This window comes from Danxiaibacter flavus, from assembly GCF_041060425.1.
GTDB lineage: Bacteria > Bacteroidota > Bacteroidia > Chitinophagales > Chitinophagaceae > Danxiaibacter > Danxiaibacter flavus.
Map to the genome: position 1 here is coordinate 150,218 of NZ_JAULBC010000003.1, position 19,259 is coordinate 169,476.

19 protein-coding genes are annotated in these 19,259 nt (G+C 40.6%); 8 read left to right on the forward strand and 11 right to left on the reverse strand.

The window, feature by feature from the left end; genetic code table 11:
• Positions 1-3: 3 nt before the first annotated feature.
• On the reverse strand, positions 4-2,091 hold the full coding sequence (gene pta, locus QTN47_RS11205; RefSeq protein ID WP_369329459.1) for a phosphate acetyltransferase: 2,088 nt from the start codon (positions 2,089-2,091) through the stop codon (positions 4-6).
• 322 nt (positions 2,092-2,413) lie between these two features.
• Here pta and QTN47_RS11210 point away from each other — a divergent pair, with 322 nt between their 5' ends.
• The 5 genes from QTN47_RS11210 to QTN47_RS11230 all read left to right on the forward strand — a co-directional run bounded on the left by QTN47_RS11210 (position 2,414) and on the right by QTN47_RS11230 (position 5,947).
• The gene (locus tag QTN47_RS11210) at positions 2,414-2,950 is read left to right on the forward strand and encodes a DUF2911 domain-containing protein (protein WP_369329460.1); all 537 of its coding nucleotides are present in this window, start codon (positions 2,414-2,416) and stop codon (positions 2,948-2,950) included.
• A 192-nt stretch (positions 2,951-3,142) separates the two neighbouring features.
• A complete protein-coding gene (queD, locus tag QTN47_RS11215) occupies positions 3,143-3,496 on the forward strand; it encodes a 6-carboxytetrahydropterin synthase QueD (protein WP_369329461.1) in 354 nt (117 codons plus the stop codon).
• A 124-nt stretch (positions 3,497-3,620) separates the two neighbouring features.
• Entirely contained in the window at positions 3,621-3,929 is a 309-nt protein-coding gene (locus tag QTN47_RS11220) for a hypothetical protein (protein ID WP_369329462.1), read from the forward strand.
• A 147-nt stretch (positions 3,930-4,076) separates the two neighbouring features.
• Complete coding sequence (locus QTN47_RS11225) at positions 4,077-4,781, forward strand: class I SAM-dependent methyltransferase (RefSeq protein WP_369329463.1); 705 nt, start codon at positions 4,077-4,079, stop codon at positions 4,779-4,781.
• 215 nt (positions 4,782-4,996) lie between these two features.
• Positions 4,997-5,947, forward strand: coding sequence for an MBL fold metallo-hydrolase (locus QTN47_RS11230; protein WP_369329464.1), 951 nt, complete (start codon positions 4,997-4,999; stop codon positions 5,945-5,947).
• Between the two features lie 148 nt (positions 5,948-6,095).
• On the opposite strand, the gene QTN47_RS11235 is transcribed toward QTN47_RS11230, so the two are convergent.
• Positions 6,096-6,719, reverse strand: a complete 624-nt coding sequence (locus QTN47_RS11235; protein WP_369329465.1) for a C40 family peptidase — start codon at positions 6,717-6,719, stop codon at positions 6,096-6,098.
• A gap of 395 nt (positions 6,720-7,114) precedes the next feature.
• Between QTN47_RS11235 and QTN47_RS11240 the strand changes: the two genes are divergently transcribed.
• Positions 7,115-7,441: a hypothetical protein gene (locus tag QTN47_RS11240; RefSeq protein WP_369329466.1), complete on the forward strand. Its 327-nt coding sequence runs from the start codon at positions 7,115-7,117 to the stop codon at positions 7,439-7,441.
• 49 nt (positions 7,442-7,490) lie between these two features.
• Complete coding sequence (locus tag QTN47_RS11245; RefSeq protein WP_369329467.1) at positions 7,491-7,676, forward strand: hypothetical protein; 186 nt, start codon at positions 7,491-7,493, stop codon at positions 7,674-7,676.
• Here QTN47_RS11245 and QTN47_RS11250 read toward each other — a convergent pair.
• The 8 genes from QTN47_RS11250 to QTN47_RS11285 form a co-directional block, all read right to left on the reverse strand.
• A complete protein-coding gene (locus tag QTN47_RS11250) occupies positions 7,673-10,471 on the reverse strand; it encodes a CHAT domain-containing protein (RefSeq protein ID WP_369329468.1) in 2,799 nt (932 codons plus the stop codon). The two genes, QTN47_RS11245 and QTN47_RS11250, sit on opposite strands and share 4 nt — an antisense overlap.
• A 122-nt stretch (positions 10,472-10,593) precedes the next feature.
• On the reverse strand, positions 10,594-10,743 hold the full coding sequence (locus QTN47_RS11255; RefSeq protein WP_369329469.1) for a hypothetical protein: 150 nt from the start codon (positions 10,741-10,743) through the stop codon (positions 10,594-10,596).
• Positions 10,744-10,914: 171 nt separating this feature from the next.
• Positions 10,915-11,700 carry a tetratricopeptide repeat protein gene (locus tag QTN47_RS11260; RefSeq protein ID WP_369329470.1) on the reverse strand — a complete coding sequence of 262 codons (786 nt, stop codon included), beginning with the start codon at positions 11,698-11,700 and terminating at the stop codon, positions 10,915-10,917.
• A 3-nt stretch (positions 11,701-11,703) separates the two neighbouring features.
• Positions 11,704-12,276, reverse strand: coding sequence for an RNA polymerase sigma factor (locus QTN47_RS11265; protein WP_369329471.1), 573 nt, complete (start codon positions 12,274-12,276; stop codon positions 11,704-11,706).
• Between the two features lie 91 nt (positions 12,277-12,367).
• Positions 12,368-13,696, reverse strand: a complete 1,329-nt coding sequence (locus tag QTN47_RS11270; RefSeq protein WP_369329472.1) for a DEAD/DEAH box helicase — start codon at positions 13,694-13,696, stop codon at positions 12,368-12,370.
• Between the two features lie 224 nt (positions 13,697-13,920).
• On the reverse strand, positions 13,921-15,015 hold the full coding sequence (gene dprA, locus QTN47_RS11275; protein WP_369329473.1) for a DNA-processing protein DprA: 1,095 nt from the start codon (positions 15,013-15,015) through the stop codon (positions 13,921-13,923).
• A gap of 169 nt (positions 15,016-15,184) precedes the next feature.
• Positions 15,185-15,844 (reverse strand): hexitol phosphatase HxpB, encoded by a 660-nt coding sequence (gene hxpB / locus QTN47_RS11280; RefSeq protein ID WP_369329474.1) that lies wholly within the window; start codon positions 15,842-15,844, stop codon positions 15,185-15,187.
• Positions 15,845-16,014: 170 nt separating this feature from the next.
• The gene (locus QTN47_RS11285; RefSeq protein ID WP_369329475.1) at positions 16,015-16,818 is read right to left on the reverse strand and encodes a lysophospholipid acyltransferase family protein; all 804 of its coding nucleotides are present in this window, start codon (positions 16,816-16,818) and stop codon (positions 16,015-16,017) included.
• A gap of 130 nt (positions 16,819-16,948) precedes the next feature.
• Here QTN47_RS11285 and QTN47_RS11290 point away from each other — a divergent pair, with 130 nt between their 5' ends.
• Entirely contained in the window at positions 16,949-17,668 is a 720-nt protein-coding gene (locus QTN47_RS11290; protein ID WP_369329476.1) for an SIMPL domain-containing protein, read from the forward strand.
• A 168-nt stretch (positions 17,669-17,836) separates the two neighbouring features.
• Here QTN47_RS11290 and QTN47_RS11295 read toward each other — a convergent pair whose 3' ends face one another.
• A complete protein-coding gene (locus QTN47_RS11295; protein WP_369329477.1) occupies positions 17,837-18,991 on the reverse strand; it encodes an acyl-CoA dehydrogenase in 1,155 nt (384 codons plus the stop codon).
• Positions 18,992-19,259: the final 268 nt, after the last annotated feature.

The window sequence follows — 19,259 nt, forward strand, 5'->3', positions numbered from 1 at the left end:
TATTTATTGTGCCTGGATGGCTGTAATTACCACAGTATTAAATATATCGTCCACAGTGCAGCCGCGGCTTAGGTCATTAACCGGTTTGTTCAAACCCTGTAACATCGGGCCAATAGCTACGGCACCGGTTTCACGCTGAACGGCCTTATAAGTATTGTTACCGGTATTCAGATCCGGGAAGATCAAAACACTTGCTTGCCCGGCCACTTCAGAATCCGGGAGTTTTTGACGTCCCACCTGTTCGTCTACTGCCGCATCATATTGAATAGGACCTTCGATCTTCAGATCCGGACGGCGTTGTTTGACGAGCTCTGTCGCACGTCTTACTTTCTCAACATCCTCACCTTGTCCGGACGCACCAGAAGAGTAAGATAACATGGCGATCTTTGGGTCAATGCCAAAATTGATACTGCTTTCAGCAGAAGAAATGGCTATTTCTGCAAGTTCTTCCGCAGTAGGATTAGGAACAACCGCACAATCGCCAAATACGCAAACGCGATCCGGCAGGCACATAAAGAAAACAGAGGACACTGTTGACACTCCCGGTTTTGTTTTTACAAACTGCAATGCGGGGCGTATTGTATGCTGGGTAGTGTGGACAGCGCCGGAAACCATGCCATCTGCATGCCCCTTGTAAACCATCATCGTTCCGAAGTAGGAAACATCAGTCATCATGTCTCTTGCCATATCTTCGGTTATGTTCTTACTTTTTCTAAGTTCATAGAGTGTATTCACGTAATCCGGATAGTATTCAGCGTCTACAGGATTAATGATACGGATCTGTGACTGATCAAAATTCAGATTAAGGCGTTTTATAGATGCTTCAACTTCCCTTGGGTCGCCAAGAATTGTAAGTGTAACAACCTCGTTGATGATAAGTTTTGATGCAGCAATCAGTATTCTGTCATCATTTCCTTCAGGCAACACAATATGTTTCTTTTGTGCTTTCGCGCGGTGTACCAGTTTATATTGGAACATACGCGGCGTAATACCCGAAGGCTGGAAGTTCATCATTTTTTCTTCGAGCGCTTCTACATTAATGTATTTTTCAAATGTTGAAAGAACCAGCTCAATTTTCTGCACATTGCCCGGGTATATCCTGGACTTAATAGACCCGATGACATTTGTTGCTTCAAATGTTCCTTTTTCGACGGCGACAATTGGGAGAACAGATGGAGAACCTTCTATAAGACTGGCAATGGGAGGCTCCGGTTCCAGGCCACCTGTAAGCACAATACCTGCAACAAGAGGGTAGTTTTGTGAAATATTCGCCAGTAACGCTCCGATCATTATATCACCTCTGTCGCCCGGAGTAACGATAAGCGTATTTTCTTTTAATCTGGTCAGGCAATTCTCCAACTGCATCGCGCCCACTATAAAATTAGAAACAGGATTGGTTAACTGGCCTTCTCCAAACAACACTTTCCCTTTTAGATTTTCAGCTATCTCCTGCATGGTGGGCGCACTCAGTTTGGCATCCTCGGGCATCACTGATAAAACAACGTCGCCCGGCAACTGCTGCGAAAGTAATGCTTCCACGTCGCTGACCTGGTCCGGACTTACCTTGTTCACTACGATCATTAACACCTTTACATCTCTTTCGGCAAACGCATTGTAAGCGCTGGTAACGTTATTGATAATGCCGGCCGTGGATCTGTTTCGCCCGGATTCGACAACTATTGCCGGAATACCCAGGTTTTTAGCAATATGTACATTAATGTTGAATTCAAAAGCCGCACCTTCACCCAGATAATCACTGCCTTCAACAACCGTAAAGTCACACCGCTCCTCCAGTTTTTTGTATTTGGCGATAATTGTGTCGATAATCTCACTTCTTTTATTCTCATCTGCATATTTTAACACGTCATTTCGTGTAAACGCATAAGCATCCTCATAGGTAAATGGCAGATTAAAATATTGTATAATGGTATCAATATGCACGTCCCTGGCAATCTGGGGATCTGATTCAATAACAGGTTTAAAGTAACCAATCTTTTGCGCTTTGCTCAGCAACAGATTCATAAGACCAAGACTTACGACAGATTTACCGCTATAGGCTTCGGTAGTGGCAATGTAGATGGCATTTGACATATATGACGAACTGGTTTTATAAAAGCAAAATAGCGTTAAACTGAAGGAAAAAAATCTGACAAATATCAGTGGTAAATTGCAATCGGAAACGTAAAGCAATCTCCAGGTCTAATTATTTCCTTATATATAACCGGATTTTACATCCTGGAAAGCATCACTTCAAAAACCGGAATACACAATAAACACCCGGGATACATTAATGGTTGTTCCGTTATATATGTAAGGTATGATTTTTCATTATTTTTTTGATAACCGGTAGCAACTCAGCATGAAAATTGCTTTATCTTCAAAAAGAAATTTTCACTTTAAAACACACACTTTTATGAAAAAACTTTTTGCCCTTCTGGCAATATCAGCGGTTGCTTTGTCCTCTGTAAAAGCTATAGCCCAGGATGATAAATCAAAAAGGCCCAGCCCTCCTGCAAAAGTTTCTCAAAAGATCAACAGCGGTGCAACTATCACGATCGATTACAGCCAGCCCGCGGTAAAAGGAAGAACAATTGGTAAAGATCTTGAGCCTATGACTGGAAAAGTTTGGCGCACAGGTGCCAATGAAGCCACTGTTTTTGAAACTGATAAAGCTGTAACTGTTGAAGGAAAGTCGTTACCGGCAGGAAAATATGCATTTTTTACAAAAATGAATGCTGATAATACGTGGACTTTGATCTTTAATAAAGTTTGGAAAACCTGGGGCGCTTTCGATTATGAGTCAAAAAACAAGGATCAGGATGCACTACAGGTGAATGTTAAGTCTGCTAAAGCCTCTCCTTTTGCTGAGCGCCTGACTTTCAATGTAGACAAAAGCGGAAAGGTTTCTTTTGTGTGGGGAGATTATCTTGTGGCGTTTAATGTAAAATAGCTGAATAGCTGGTTCTGCAGATAGTTATTGAAGAGGTGGTAGCGATACCGCCTCTTTTTTTGTGCGTTTATTTTGACTGACTTACCCAATTATACTGTAATGCAGAATATTTAAAAGATTCAACCGGACAAAAACAAATTCAGTTAATCATACAGCTTTACCTAGTTTTGCAGGCTGTAAATGAGATGAAATATGTTGATATTCCGAGAAATTACCTTTGATTCAGCGCACTTTCTTACCAATGTTCCTGAAGACCATAAATGCAGGCAAATGCACGGCCACACTTATCACCTTAAGGTTTTTATTGAAGGCAAACTTCAAAAGGAAGGCTGGGTGCTTGATTTTAAGGTATTAAAAGATGTGATGCTTCCTGTAATAGATCAATTGGATCATAAAGTACTGAATGATGTGAAAGGGTTGGAAAATCCAACATGTGAAAACGTGATCGTGTGGATATGGAACTCCCTGAAACCGCAACTACCGGGATTGAAGCGGCTGGAATTGAGCGAAACACCTACTTCGGGTGCTATTTACGAAGGGGATTAATGCCGAGACAGATACTTCATATTAAATAAATAATAAGTGTGCCTGAATATTTCCAGTGCACACTTTTTTTATGTACTTTTCGCCTGTAATTCATCCAAACATAAACCACGTACCTCCAATTATTATGAAACAAGTCCTAAACTCGACAAGTTTAGCATTTTTGTTATTTGCAGTCTCATGCAAAGCAACACATTCTTCCTATGCACGGGCAGTCTACGATAGTCAGCTGGTAAGCACAGGTAACGCTCATAGCGGCCATGCCGTTTTAATCAACCATTACACACAACGGAAAGCAAGATGCTACGTGCTGAAAAAAGTTACAACTGAAGACGGCACTTTCATTTTTGTTGACTCAAAGTCTGCGAAACAACTGGGTATTAATTATACCAACTCAGCGCCGGTAGAAGTATTGAGCATGACCGTGGAGCAGTAGACATTCTGTGAATTAGGGAGTTCCTTACCGATCAGCTTTTATCTTATCCAATTCCAATATCCGATTTTTTAAGTCCCGGATTTATAGCCTTCCACCCGGAAGTTTTGCCGGCCAACAATGCCTATTATTGCAAAATAAATGAACGACATGGCAGATGTGTTAGGCGAAGCTATATCTGATTATTATCATGACCAGATGTCAGGAAAGTTATGGATTCACAATAAGTACGGACCCAAAGAAGAAATGCCCGTAGATACTTACTTCAGATCAGGCGATAATTTTTCGGATCTGGAAGTTTTAGCCATGCATTTGTGTAAGGGAAGAATACTGGATATCGGCGCCGGAGCCGGAAGCCATTCTCTTGAGTTACAGAAAAAGCATGAGGATGTTACAGCCCTCGAAATATCTCCGCTCGCCGCAAATGTGATTAATCAGCGGGGTGTCCGGCAAGTGGTTAATGACGATATATTTTCATTTAACGGAAAGGGATTTGATACACTGTTACTTTTAATGAATGGTATTGGTTTGACCGCAAGTATTTCCGGTTTGAAAAAGTTTCTGAGTTATGCAAAATTAATGTTGAACAAAGACGGACAGCTTATTTTCGATTCTTCTGATATAGCATATTTGTACGACGGTGAGCGGCCCGAGCGTACTCCGGCCTCGGCCGGTTATTATGGTGAGATCTTGTATCGTTACGAGTACAAAAAGCAGAAAACCGACTGGTTTACCTGGCTATATATCGATCAGCACACAATGGCACGCGTGGCGGCAGAAGCTGGATGGAACTGTGAAATTTTGCTTGAAGATGAATACGATCAATATCTCGCACGGCTGACGGTGCGTTCTTAGTGATCTTAAGACGGATGTTAAGTCAAAAGTAAAAAGGCAAAAGTAAAAATCCTCAATTGTGTTATTTACGGGCTTTTAAAACAGCAGACGATAATGCTAAATAATATGGCAGTAACCTGATTGTTTTTTTGTGGAATTGCCGTTAAGATTTGTCTTTGTGGACTATGATATAACTTCGTCCATCGAATAAATTCTCCACCCGATATTAATAAATTATGCAGTGGATGTTCAGATCGGCCTTATTTTTCCTGCTTCTTTTTTCCTGTTTTTTTGCCGGGGCTCAATCATTCAAGATAGTTCCATTGGGTGTAAAAGGCGGTGCTGATGAAAGTAATCTTTCCAGCTACATGATAGCTTCTGATTCATCTGATAGCTATGTTTGTCTTGATGCCGGCACTTTGCATTATGGGATAGAAAAGGCTATTGACGAGGGTGTGCTCGCCGGCAATGCAGGGGACATCATGAAGCGGAACATCAAAGGTTACCTGATTTCCCATCCGCATCTGGATCATCTTTCCGGTTTAATTATCAATTCACCGGACGATACTGTGAAGGCTATTTACGGATTACAGTTTTGTCTGGATGTGCTTAAGGATAAATATTTCACCTGGAAAAGCTGGGCCAATTTTGCCAACGAGGGTGATAAACCGGCGTTGAATAAATACCATTACGTCACTTTAACTGAAGACAATGAAGTGCCCCTGGAGCATACATCCATGACAGTGAAGCCTTTTGAGCTTAGCCACTCCTCTCCTTTTTTAAGTACAGCTTTTCTTGTAAAAAGCGCAGACGCATACGTGCTATATCTCGGAGATACTGGTTCAGACGAGGTTGAAAAATCAGACAGGTTATCCCGGCTCTGGAACCAGGTTGCTCCGTTGGTTAAAAGCAAACAATTGAAAGCGATCTTTATAGAAGTCTCTTTTCCGGATGAGCAGCCCGAAAAGCAGCTTTTTGGTCATCTTACACCGCGATTATTGATGAAAGAGATGCATGTCCTGCAATCTTTAGCCGGAGAAAAATCGTTGCAAAATTTTCCAATTGTCATTACCCATATCAAGCCGGCAGGCAATAACGAAGCATTAATAAGACAGGAACTTCAGCAAACGAATCCATTGCAGTTAAAGCTGGTGTTTCCTGAACAGGGGAAGATGCTTAGGTTTTGATTGTACTTATCTTTTATTTTTTACGCCAAAGAAAGCATTATACATAAATACAATTGTTGGCACGAACAGCAGGATAATCACAACGCCCGCTAACCAGCCAAGAGTGGTGAAAGCAAATAATCCTAAAGAAGTTACGACTTTTCACTTGTCATTTTCTTGCAATTGCCACGTTAATTCTGCCGCAGGCAACATATTTTGTTTTCCAGTAAGGCGTTTGCAGACTGGCTATACTCACGCCTTTTGAAGACGATGAATTCACAAACATTCCATTTTGCAGATAGATGCCCACATGTGATACGACTTTATCCTGCATGGTCCGGAAGAAAATGATGTCTCCTTCCGCGAGGTATTTTGGAGAGGCATACACTTCTACATATTTAGCCAGCAATTGCTCAAAAGATGTTCTCGGAATTTTGATATCATAAACATCATTAAACAGTCTTTGGATAAAAGCAGAACAATCAATTCCTTTTTCATCCATGCCACCCCATTTGTAAGGGGTATTCAGCCACCTGTCGATAAAGCTGTACAACTTTATGTTGCGGATGGAGTCCGGTTTCGTACTTAAACAGGATGCGTACTTTGTTTTTAAGGCGAGTATGATCGTGTCTACCTGTTCCCTTACGGGCCTGGGTTGTTGAACAGGAACAGGCGCAGGCTGCGGAGCCACGACGGGCGCTGGTTCAACATTTTCTTTTGTAGCTTTTTTTGAAGCACTGCATGCTGCGAATAACAGACAGATCAGTATGAAGGCCGGGCATTTATTTTTCATAATTTCTGCATTACTGGTATATACCTGAGCGGAAGAAAATGTTACCAAAAAAAGGCGAACCGGGCGTAACATTTAAGACAGGTGGCAGATATAACATAAACGGCTGATGATGTTGTCTAATCAATCATCGACGATGAAAAAAAATAACCGCATACTTCTATAAAAAATATTCGTTTCTGTTTCGCACGCAACTCTAAACTCTTTTTCCCCCTAAACCTTTTTCATTAAATACATCCCGTTAACATACGCTTCGAGGTTTGTTTGATGTAGCCTGCGGCCATTAATGACTGCAGGTTTTTTGCATTAGTTAATATGCAAAACCCGGGGTAACAAATTGATTTCGCCGTTGATGTATTTGTAAAGAAACCACTTCACACACACATAAATTGACAGTCATGGAAACAAATTCTAATAACCAGGAAATATTGCTGATCACCGCATCACATTTTTCAAGGCTTCAGCTATGTGACAAAAATTTCTCTGTAAACAACGACATATTTTCCAACGCAGACAAGCTGGAGGAAGCTTGCTGGAATGGCTTACTGAACGACATGCTACCTGAGATCATTGAAAAATCTTCTGACGGGAAAAGACTTCCACTGGCTCAAATATGGCAGGGGGTATCTTTCTTACAAATTGAATTGAAGGAAACCTACGATCTGGTAGAAATGGAATCCTCTATTAATCCATATTTTTTTATGCATGTAATTAATTATAATTAACCGGTACTCAAGCACAATCACATCGGTTCCATTGTTAAATTGATAAAAAATGAAAAGAATAATCAGCAGGTTGCTTACTTGTTTTATTGTAACAAGAAACGCTACGGGAAAAAGGAAGGGAAATGGTGACCATTGGCCTGGTATTTTTATGCTTATTCCAATTCCGGTTGAGGTGAGTAAAGGCCATGTAACGCCCGGTGGATTTTTGATCAGAGGATTGATATTTCTATTTTAACCTGAAGACCTTACGGTTGCCGCCAGCATTGTTCTAACAATAAACAGGACTCCTGCAATCAAAACAACAAGTCCCGCCGCAATGTAAAGCCAGAACAAGTTGCTATGAGCGGAAAGCGCAACCGGTTCCACATTTCCAATCAGCACCATATTTGCCCAGTAGTATGGTAAAAGTTTATCGCCTTCATTTGTTTCAAGAAAGAACATCTTTGCTTTTTTCAGAGCGTCATCCTTGCTCATTCCTTGTGATAAATATTCGTTGAATTTTTGAGAAATAAGATAAATGCTTTCTTCATCTGCTTTCCATATGGTTGCAGCGACTGCAGGTATGCCGACAGAAGAAAATCCTCTTGCCAGGCTGTAGATACCTTCACCTGTGGCATTTTTGCCGGCATTAGTCTGGCAGGCACTCAATATGATCAATTGTGTCGCCGGATTTCTAAGCAATTGTAAATCTGCCAGGTGAATGACGGAATCATACATAAACAGCAATGGTTCAGGATTTAATGAGTCAGCTTTCGCATGTGAGAACACATTAACTACGCTATAATTTGACATTGTATTCATGAAGCGTTGCCTGGTGGCATTATTGTGAAGATATACTACAGGGGAAGTATAATTAGCTGCGGTTTCCTCCAGAAACATAGCTGATCTTTTAAGTTCCGGCATGTTCAGATATGCGCTGAAAGAAACCGGCGCAAATCCCGCAAAATTGCCTTCAGCGCGGGCACGCGAAAATGTCTTCAGCAAATAGGTGGCGGAATATGTATAGCTGAAGGTATAATCCTTTAGAAGGAAATCTTTTCCTTTCTCATCGCTACATAAAGCATCAAAGGGAATCAGAAAATTATCAGCACAAATAATTACTCGTCCGGGTGATAATTGTAACGGACTAAAAAGCGTCTTATATAATTGGAAAGAAAGCTGTGTAAATGATCCGTAATGGGTATTCAGCCGCTGCTTATCCTCGCAGAAAAGCGAAAAATCATTAATAAGGTTAAAGGAAAAATCCTTTTGTGAAAGCCTGATAAGGTTTGTTCTTTCGTTTTGGATCGCTAACATGTATCCTGACGTGTCAGCTAAAAAATAGTGGACGAGACTTTGCCGGTGCTTACCCAGGTATGATTGTAAATCTTTCAGGGGTGCAATTACATCAGCATATTTATACTGAAAATATGCGGGATATTTTTTTTCGAGTGAACGAATAAATGCATCTTGTTTGTCTTCCATTTCAGCTAATGTAAATTCTGCATTTGAGTAAGCTGGTGAAGGTTTTTGCAGATTTCTTAAAATGCCTTGCTGATTGACAATATCGGTTCTGAGCACCTGTTCTGTGATGGACTCGGATTCTGGTAATGTTGCTGTTGCTCCCAGTTCATTTAATCGGTCAGCCAACAAAACCGCCCTGCTTCTCTCCATAAAGTAATATGCCAGTGTATTGTTGTTTGTCAGAAAGCATAGTTCAAGTGCCGTTGCATAAAAGCTGCGTGTTTCGTTGCGCCAGAAAAGCCTGCTTTGTTCGCCAAACTGCTGATGCCTTATTTGTGTGATGACCGTATCTGCGGTCATACTCGCTTTCAATGCTACGTCAGCATATCTTTTGTCAGCACTTTGCTTGAATAGCTGTAGTAGCATCCTGGTTTTATCTGTCAACACGCCAAACGACAGATCTTTATTTTCAACAAGATTAAGTTGTGTTGCGGACGGGCGATAAAAAATACCGGTATCTGCATCTCTGATTTTAAGACAGCTCCATGCTTTATAAAAATAGTAAGAAGCTTTGCCAATATCATGTTGTTCCGTAAAACTATTTGCAATATGATGATAGGCCCTTGCCATACGGGCTGAATCATTGCCTTTTGCTGCATATTCTATCGCGGTAAAAAAATGTTGATTTGCCCTGGAATATTGACGAACGTAATTAAGATAAAAACCTCCGAGATCAATATAATCGGCTGCTATTTGCGCATATTGTTGTGTAGTAAGTCTTTCAGAAACAGACTGCAGAAGCGCTTTTTCTGCAGCGGCAAACCGGTTTTCCTGTTGAAAGATAAAACCCTTTATCTTCAATGCGCTCGCAATATCATAATGCAGTTGCAATGGTGTAGCTGTTTCGAGGATTTCATTTATTGTAGTGAGGGCTTGCTGCAAATCGTTTTGAAAAAATAAAGCCTGTGCTTTTTGATTCAGAAAACCAATGTAATAATCTATATCAGCTGTTTTATCGCAATCCTTCATGCCGATAATGGATTCTCTAACAGCCTGCTGATAATCTGTTTGCCTGAAATATATAAAGGCTTTGTTTAGCCTGCAGTCAAATTTTATTTTATTCGAAGGTGCGTATGTTTTTACCAATTGAATTGTGCTGTCGTAGCACAATAAAGCTCTGTCAAAAATGTTCAGCTTGTCATAATAATAACCGAGTGCATAATAGTTTGTGATAGCAGCTAAAACAGAAGTATTTTTTCTCATCGAGACATTTATACTTGCAGCCCGTCTCATATATTCGATAGCCTTTCTTGCATCCTGGTTTTCCCGGAATTCAAGCGCGCCGAGTTTATGGAGTATAAGGGCAAACACCGAATCGCTTGTTTGCCGTTCTGTTTCTGCTTTATTTTTTAATGCGAGTAGTTGTTTTATTTTGACTGATTGCGGCTGATTACTGCTGTCTGTGATTTGCCGGACGTTTTGTGTGGTTATCTGCGCACTCGTTTGTATGACGCAAAACATTATAAGGACGAGAAAATGCATCTTCCATCCTACTGGTTGAAAAGATATCTGCGATGCTATAATCATTCAATGTTTATAGCCATTCATCTCCGGCTGTCAGCGACATTTTGAACGTCAATTTAACCTTTTAAGGATACTGGGTATATGGTCATTATTACACAAAACAACATCTTAAAAAATAATTCCTGTTATTGAGGAACTTTGGTTTGTGGTGCACTACTGTCAGAAGCATGTGTTGTAGTAGAGCTGGAAGATGTTTTTTTGGATGATGAACAAGCGTTGGTAATTACAATCACCAGCATTGCCAGTGAAAACAGTAAAATGAACGTTTTTTTCATATGCTTTGATTTAGCTTTGAGCTGTTAGCTATAAGGTATCAGGTATCAGGTATCAGGTATCCGGATGGAGCAATAAAGATCATCATTCACACCTGACATCTCACATCTTACACCTTACACCTCACATCGTACACCGTACACCGTACATCTAAAATCGTACATCGTACATCGCTAGTCTTTCCATTTCTTCAGCCATTCTTCTGCATCGCGATAGCCTTCCTGCTTATCATGAACAACTCTTTCGAGTAATTGTTTGGCGTTGGAACGATCACTTTGTCCGCCGCGTTGCAGCAAAGTAACTGCCTGCAGAAACATTCCCGGGTTACTGTATAATCCTTTAATTGCAGCCAGTTCACTGAAACTATTTAGTGCATGCGTGTAATCTTCCATCATCAGGTATGTAAGACCTGTATATTTTTTTGCATAAATATTATCCGGATGCGCCGTATAAACACCTGAGAACATCGCGATCGCTTTATTATAGTCTTTATTATTGTATGCAGCTATGCCCAATTGCAGGCTGTCGCGCGATCCGTCCATGGTCTGGCTTAACTGTGTAAGGTTGCTGGCAATATATTTTTTTGCAAGTTGTTCAGGAGTGGACTGATTAAAATAATAATAGCCTGCAATAAAAAGCAGCAAGGCAGCTGCCACTGCATAATTTAGCCAGCGTCGTGATCCCATCCTTCTAACGGGAGCAGGGCCTATGTCTGCGCTTTCTTTTTTTTCCCCGGTAAAATAAACAGCGTTTAGCTTTTGCAATGATTCTTTCAACGCCTCTTCCTTCTGTTTATCGGTTTCGGTATAAACCATTTCAGTATCTACTGTTTTGTAAACTGATAGTAAAGAAGCCAGCTCTTCATTCGCTGCAACTTCTTTTTCGAAGGCTTCCAACTCGTCTGTAGTCATCTCTTTGTGTAAATAACGTTCAATATTTTCAAACCAGTTTTCTTTCATACTTTACCATTTCAGGGAGTTAAATTGCGATGATCCTTTTACAAGCGTTACCAGTTTTCCCATACATTCCGACTTTTTTTTCCTGGCATATCCATAACTTACTTTCAAAATTTCGGCCACTTCTTCCATGCCTTTTCCACTCCAGCTTAACTGTAAAATTTCCCGGCAGCCCTCTCCCAATTCTGCGAACTTCTGCATTAACAGTTCCTTTCTTTCCTCCAGGAGTAACACATCTTCGCTTAGCTTAAAACTATCTTCTCCTATGTCATTATATCCGTCGTTATCACTAAGTGTTACCTTGTGGTTCTTCCGTTTGTTTAACTCATTCAGCCATTTGTTTTTACAGATAAGATACAAAAACGCGTCCAAAGGGCAGGTTAATACAAAATCCTGGGTGCGGGCTTTATGGTAAATAGATATTAATGCCTCCTGGAATATATCAGCCGCATCAGTCTCCGTACCGTTATTCTGCAACACCATCCATTTTATTTTGCCGGAGTATTTTTTATACAGCTCATCAAGCAGGGACGTATCATTATGTAATAAAGCAGTTATATATTTTTGATCGGGATGCATAACGATTTATGCTTTAAAATAATGCATAAAAATCTATCTTGCAACAAAATCACCATAAAGTTTTGGCTAAATGAAGGCTGTAACAGGATACTTATTTGGCAACTTCAATCTTCACTTTTTTGTTTTTGATCTTTTCATTTCTTACCAGGTGCAATGCGGTACTTGCCTTCGTTTTGCGAATAGCCACGAACGAAAAGAAATCTTTCACTTCAATTAGGCCAATATCCTCCTTTTTAAGCTGCCCTTTATTTGATAAAAATCCAACGATATCCACTTTGTTTACCTTATCTTTTTTTCCGGCGGCGATGAAAAGTGTCGTCCATTTAGGTTTCTCGGGAAGAACAGTTTTTTCAGGTAGATCAATCTGCACTATAGATCCATCTACATAGCCCGGAAGCTTTTCTTCAGGTGATAGTATTAGAATAGCTGTTCCACTTGCATCCATGCGCGCCGTTCTGCCATTCCTGTGCGTAAAAATGTCTTCTGTTGCCGGCATATGATAGTGAATAATATACCGGATGTTAGGAATATCGAGTCCCCGCGCCGCCAGATCGGTAGTTACCAGCACATTTACTGTACCGTTTCTGAATTTGCAGAGCGCGCTGTCACGCTCACGCTGCTCCATAGAACCGTGATAAAATTCATTTACAATTCCCTTTTCAGAAAGAATATTACTGGTTCGTTCAACAGCATCGCGGTGATTACAGAAGACAATTGATGATCGTCCACCAAGGTGGCAAAGCAATTTAAACAGGGTTTCAGCCTTGTCTTTAGTATCTGACAGGACCCATTCTAAAGCAAGTCCGGCGGACTCTTCATTTTGCATAGAGAGAAAATCCAGCGTCTTGGGTTTCTGCAATCCAACAAATTCAGGTATTTCTACCGAGGTTGTGGCAGAGGTGAGGATCCTGTTGTTTATGTTTTTCAGGGAGCTAATGATGAACGACATTTCTTCCTGGAAGCCCAATTCCAGCGATTTGTCGAATTCGTCCAAAACCAATGTTTCAATCGCATCAACAGTAATGTTTCCCCGCCTGATATGGTCCGCCAATCTCCCGGGGGTACCAACAAGTACTGCCGGAGGTTGGATTAAATTATTTTCTTCAATTTCACGTTTATGCCCCCCGTAGCAACAGGTTATTTTCAGGCCTGTCCCCATTAATTTAAATACTTTCTCTATCTGAAGTGCCAGTTCCCGTGACGGAACGATGATGATGGCCTGGGTTAATTTGTTGCTCCAATCTATTTCTTCAAGCAAGGGCAATAAAAACGCGAGTGTTTTACCTGATCCTGTAGCCGACAGAAGAATGATATCCTTATGGGCCTCGCTGGCTTCCAGTGAAGCTTTTTGCATCTCATTCAATTCTTCAATATTCAGGTTGGATAGTATCTGGCTGATGGAGTGTTTTTTCTGTTGCATTGCGGCAAAAGTACAAAAAGGTGGCGAGGCGTGAGGCATCAGGTATCAGGTTTCAGGTTTCAGGTGTTGAGCTTTCAGCTTTTAGCTAAAGCAGCTATCTAACAACAAACATACCTGAAGCATGGATATAAGCTATAAGCGACTTTCCGCGGGCCTTTGCCTTACACCCCATGCCTTATACCTCACTCCTAATCGCTAAAACCTGATACCTGATACCTGAAACCTCAGATGAGCCTGTACCTCTTTCCCGGCAATGTTGCGAGCATGCCTTTTAATTCCATGGCTAAAATAGCGGCGGCAACAGAACTGCTGCTTAAACCGGTTTCCTGGTATAACGTGTCAATATGTACTTCTTCTTTTTCCTGTAGAATTTGAATGAGCATCCTTTCTTCATCAGTCACATCCACAAATAACTGCCGTTGCACAGTTTTCTTTTTCCGCTGCTCCCAGCCCATCATTTCGATAACCTCTGAGGCACTTTGAATAAGCATGGCCTTGTTGCTTCTTATTAGATGATTGCAACCTGTACTCTTTAGATCCGTTGTCTTTCCCGGAAAAGCAAAGACGTCGCGGTTGTAATTATTGGCCAGTTCCGCTGTTATCATGCTGCCACCTTTTAAAGCCGTTTCAATTACAATGGTTGCATCGGCCATGCCCGCCACAATACGGTTGCGTTTAGGAAAATTGTGCTTATCCGGTTTGCATGCACGTCTGTGCTCGGTGAGTATGCCGCCATGTAAAATCATTTCTTTGGCAAGACTTGTATGCTGCGCAGGATAAATAATATCTAGTCCATGAGCCAGTACGCCGATTGTGGAAAGGTTGTTGCTTAACGAGGATTTGTGTGCAATGCCATCGATACCAAAAGCGAGGCCACTGACAACAAGCACATGGTGATCCTGCAAATCACTGATAAATTTTTCTGTCAATTGTTTTCCGTAATCCGTGTGATGGCGTGTTCCTATAACACTAATAATCTTCGACGCGTTTAAGTCCGTATTGCCTTTGTAGTACAGCAACGTAGGACAATCATAACAATGTAGCAGTCGTTGGGGATATTCCTTATCAGTAATGAACAACGGCTCTATTTTATATTTTTCAATAAATTCTATTTCATTTTCGGCTACATTGAAATCGTCAAATGATTTGATGCTTTTTGCGCGTATTTCTCCAATTTTTTCAATGCTGCTTAATTCTTTAAATGACGCACGGAAAACTTCAGTAACATCACCAAAATGTTCCATTAGAATCTTGGCCTGAACACAACCAATATTAGGGACAAGTGTAAGTGCAATCTGGTATAGTAAATTACCGGTCAATGGGAAAGGGTTGTAAGGGTTTCGAAAAATTGTGAAGCCAACCCCTTGTGGATTGGCTCCTGTTTTACGGTGCAATGATACTTAAAATTGCGAATATTGTGGCGATGAACATTGCAATAAATCAACCATATAATATTTATCACAATACTTTATATCCTTAGTCACTTCATTAACCCAATAACGACAAATGCAGCGCGCCAAAATTTTGAAGTGATGATAATTTAAGATCTGAAGCGCCCCATCTTTCTTCTTTATACTGCGCGTGATGTGGAACAACCACGCATTTCATGCGGGCGGATTTGGCCGCGATCATACCATTGAAAGAATCCTCAAAACAAACGCATTCAGTCGGGTTTGATTGAATAGCCGCAGCACAGTCGAGATATACCTGCGGATGAGGTTTGCCATACGCTAAAAATTCCGCCGACGCTGTAGCTTGTATATATTTTCTTATACCGATCTGATCAATTACCATCTGGATAAGCGTATCCGGTGATGACGAGGCGATTCCAATTTTAAAATTCAATTTGCTGAAGAATTCAAAGATGTGATCAACACCTGGCATCACTTGTCCGCGTTGACCTATTTTATCAAGTACCAGGCTGAAGATATTTTTTTCAGCTTTTATTAACTCCTCTTCACCGATATTAAAATGTCTGAACCACCATTGAACAAATTCTTTAGTTCTGAGACCGGTGGTTGTTTTGTATTGTTCTTCAGTTAAATTAACGCCATAAATATTGAACACTTCACTTGCAGCTTCTTCCCACAATGGCTCGCTGTCTATAAGCAAGCCATCCATATCAAAAATAACCGTATTCAGATGCATAAATTCCTGTATTAAGGCCGCAAAGATATAGGTTGTAAGTTATACGTTGTACGTTTTACGTTCTACGTTATGAGTTGGCAAGGTGAATTCAGAGTATATCTCTTAAGTATGAGTTATAACAATACAAGGTGGACAACGTACAACGTAGAACTTATAACGTACAACTCATCTCATCCAAGCGTTTCACTATTGAGTAATTCCTGTTGCTTATTAATGTAATGGGCAAGATGATGTTTTCCTTTGAGCATGTGATCTTTACTTTGCTCGATTGCCTGCATTACATCTTCCAGTATTTCATCAACCGGAGCATCGTAGTCTATTACCATTGGTTCTTTAAAGCGCACTTTAAGAAGAGAGCCTCGTTTTTTTAATGTAAGTCCGCGTTTGGAAAATGCCCGCCAGAAGCCGCTTATAACTACAGGTATCACTATTGGTTTGCAGGTTTTAATGATATGAGCGGTGCCCTTTCTGCCAGGTGCAAATGGTTTTGTTGTACCCTGCGGAAATGTGATGACCCAGCTTTTTTGAAGTGCATCAGTTATTTTGCGTGTATCCGACGGATCAAGACCTCTTCTTACTTCTGTGCCTTCAGCGCGCCACGTGCGTTTTACTGTTAATGCGCCTGCCAGCTTAAAAAATCTGCTTACAAAAGTGCTGTTCATGGTTTCTTCTGCGGCGACAAAATATAAATTGGTAAACGGTCTTAATAAATAATATGGCAAACCCAGCTTGTTTTTCTTTCTCCATTTTGCTGCACAAAAAACATGGATGAAAGTAATTACATCTGTAAAATAGGTTTGATGATTGCTTACGAATAATACATTGTTTGATGGAAGGTCCTTTAAATGTTCCATACCTTCTATCTTTAGCCTGTTAAACCATACAAGGCCAGGATAAGTCACCGTTCCAACCAGGCTATATATAGCAGATCTGATGACCCGTATATGTTTCAAACGCTCTTTTATGTTCTTCATTCATTTTATTTGGGTAAGCAAGGGCGCAAAATACATTATTACAAAAGATTTGTTAATACGAAGTTCAAAAAAATTTGTATTATGTAATGAAAGCTTTTCTTGCATCCTTGAGTTATAAAAATGAAGATTTATGAAAAAGATTTTATTTACAGTTTTAACAGCAATCGTTTTAGTGAACAGCTACGGACAGGATAATACCTCAAAGCAAAGACTAATTAATGTAAACGGCACAGCGGAATTGGAAGTAGTGCCTGATGAAATTTATGTACAGGTTGAATTAAAAGAGTATGATAAAAAGGGTGCAGGTAAAATAGATATTGAGACCATAAAAAACAAATTCCTGGAAGCTTGCAAAAGTATTGGGCTGACAGAAAAGGAGATTAGCGTGCAGAGTTATTCCGGCTATGATAATAATTACTGGTGGGTGAAGAAGAACAAAAAACAAAACCCTGATATGAAGGCAAGCATTACTTATTCTATCAAGATCGCTACTGTGAAAAAGATGGACGAACTGGTTGATAAACTGGATGACGAAGCCACTCAGAACTTCTATATCTCTAAAGTTTCACACAGCAAACTGGATGAATACAAAAAACAATTGAAAATTCAAGCATTAAAAGCAGCCAAAGAAAAAGCAAATTATCTTGCTGAAGCAATAGGTGAACATGCAGGTGAAGCTATCGTGATCAATGATGCAAACGAAATGTCGCAAATCCCTCAACCACGCATGTATGCTGCAAACGTAATGTATAAATCTGCTGAATCAGATAAATCAGTTCCTGCACTAGATGTTGATTTCAAAAAGATAAAATTGCAATTCGAGGTATCTGCGTCTTTCGCCCTTAGATAAGACCGTAAGACCGTAAGACCGTAAGACCGTAAGACAAGAAAAAGACGTGTAAGATAGTAAGAAAGTAAGATAGTAAGATAGTAAGAGATTGCATTTTGGCAACCTGCTCCACTTACAACAGCCCTCTTACGATCTTACTGTCTTACGTGTCTTACATGTCTTCCGGTCTTATTTCAGGATGCTTCTGCCGATCACAATTCTTTGCACTTCGCTGGTGCCTTCGTATATCTGCGTGATCTTGGCATCGCGCATTAGGCGCTCTACATGATATTCTTTTACATAACCATATCCCCCGTGGATCTGTACGGCTTCAGTTGTGGCCCACATTGCGGTTTCCGATGCATATACTTTAGCCATGGAAGAGCTTAGTGTGTAGTCCTGGTGCTGATCTTTCTCCCAGGCAGCTTTGAGACACAATAAACGCGCAGCTTCAATCCGTGTTGCCATATCAGCCAGTTTAAACTGAATGGCCTGATGATGCATGATCTCCTTTCCAAAAGCTTTTCTTTCTTTGGCATAATTAACTGAGAGTTCATAGGCGCCGCTTGCAATGCCCAGCGCCTGCGATGCAATGCCAATTCGTCCGCCGGCAAGTACTTTCATAGCAAACGTAAACCCGAATCCGTCATCCCCTATCCTGTTTTCTTTTGGAACTTTTACATCATTGAAGTGTATAGAATGTGTATCGCTACCTCTAATGCCCATCTTGTTTTCTTTGGCTCCAACGGTTACTCCCGGCCATTTTTTTTCTACGATAAATGCATTAATCCCTTTAGGACCTTTTGCAACATCGGTTTGTGCCATCACCACATATACACTTGCACTGGAGCCGTTTGTTATCCAGTTTTTCACGCCGTTTAACAAGTAATGATCGCCTTTGTCTTCTGCCGTTGTATGTTGGCTCGTCGCATCACTACCGGCTTCCGGTTCGCTTAATAAGAATGCACCGATGTACAGGTCGCCGTCTTTTATTCCACGCGCCAATGGAGTAAGGTATTGTTGCTTTTGCTCTTCTGAGCCGTAAGTTTCAAGGCCCCAGCAAACGAGACTGTTGTTGACACTCATACACACGCTTACACTTGCATCAATTTTACTTATTTCTTCCATCGCAAGCACATAACTAATAGTATCCATTCCGGCACCACCGTAAGCAGGGTCTACCATCATTCCCATAAACCCAAGCTCAGCCAGTTGTTTTACCTGCTGCTTGGGAAATATCATCTTTTCATCACGCTCAATTACGCCCGGCAAGCACTCGGTACGTGCAAAATCGCGGGCCGCCTTCCGGATCATTAAATGTTCTTCAGAAAATACGAATTGCATAACTGTAGCTTTGTATAAAAGTAAAAATAACAATCATTAGTTGCGAACAGCAACTATTTTTAAAAATTTATTAATTTATTTTGCTTTGTTTGCAATTAAAACGTAATTTTATCGGCGATACTGAATTCCTCTTCAAAAAGCTTGTCCAATCTCCTCATTAACCATTGCTGAAATCTGATAAGCCTGAAATTTAACAATTACCTTATCCGTACGAACTATACTGGTTGAACTGTTTTCAATTTTGAACAAAGCAACTGTTTGGCGTAAC

Bases quoted from the DNA above. Each gene is read 5' to 3' on its own strand.
- QTN47_RS11285 (WP_369329475.1), bottom strand. From the start codon at position 16,818: ATGAAGAACATAAAAGAGCGTTTGAAACATATACGGGTCATCAGATCT.
- QTN47_RS11220 (WP_369329462.1), top strand. From the start codon at position 3,621: ATGAAACAAGTCCTAAACTCGACAAGTTTAGCATTTTTGTTATTTGCA.
- QTN47_RS11245 (WP_369329467.1), top strand. From the start codon at position 7,491: ATGAAAAGAATAATCAGCAGGTTGCTTACTTGTTTTATTGTAACAAGA.
- QTN47_RS11295 (WP_369329477.1), bottom strand. From the start codon at position 18,991: ATGCAATTCGTATTTTCTGAAGAACATTTAATGATCCGGAAGGCGGCC.
- QTN47_RS11265 (WP_369329471.1), bottom strand. From the start codon at position 12,276: ATGCATCCCGATCAAAAATATATAACTGCTTTATTACATAATGATACG.
- QTN47_RS11270 (WP_369329472.1), bottom strand. From the start codon at position 13,696: ATGCAACAGAAAAAACACTCCATCAGCCAGATACTATCCAACCTGAAT.
- QTN47_RS11230 (WP_369329464.1), top strand. From the start codon at position 4,997: ATGCAGTGGATGTTCAGATCGGCCTTATTTTTCCTGCTTCTTTTTTCC.
- QTN47_RS11240 (WP_369329466.1), top strand. From the start codon at position 7,115: ATGGAAACAAATTCTAATAACCAGGAAATATTGCTGATCACCGCATCA.
- QTN47_RS11250 (WP_369329468.1), bottom strand. From the start codon at position 10,471: ATGATTATAGCATCGCAGATATCTTTTCAACCAGTAGGATGGAAGATG.
- queD (WP_369329461.1), top strand. From the start codon at position 3,143: ATGTTGATATTCCGAGAAATTACCTTTGATTCAGCGCACTTTCTTACC.
- QTN47_RS11235 (WP_369329465.1), bottom strand. From the start codon at position 6,719: ATGAAAAATAAATGCCCGGCCTTCATACTGATCTGTCTGTTATTCGCA.
- QTN47_RS11225 (WP_369329463.1), top strand. From the start codon at position 4,077: ATGGCAGATGTGTTAGGCGAAGCTATATCTGATTATTATCATGACCAG.
- QTN47_RS11260 (WP_369329470.1), bottom strand. From the start codon at position 11,700: ATGAAAGAAAACTGGTTTGAAAATATTGAACGTTATTTACACAAAGAG.
- pta (WP_369329459.1), bottom strand. From the start codon at position 2,091: ATGTCAAATGCCATCTACATTGCCACTACCGAAGCCTATAGCGGTAAA.
- QTN47_RS11210 (WP_369329460.1), top strand. From the start codon at position 2,414: ATGAAAAAACTTTTTGCCCTTCTGGCAATATCAGCGGTTGCTTTGTCC.
- QTN47_RS11290 (WP_369329476.1), top strand. From the start codon at position 16,949: ATGAAAAAGATTTTATTTACAGTTTTAACAGCAATCGTTTTAGTGAAC.
- QTN47_RS11255 (WP_369329469.1), bottom strand. From the start codon at position 10,743: ATGAAAAAAACGTTCATTTTACTGTTTTCACTGGCAATGCTGGTGATT.
- hxpB (WP_369329474.1), bottom strand. From the start codon at position 15,844: ATGCATCTGAATACGGTTATTTTTGATATGGATGGCTTGCTTATAGAC.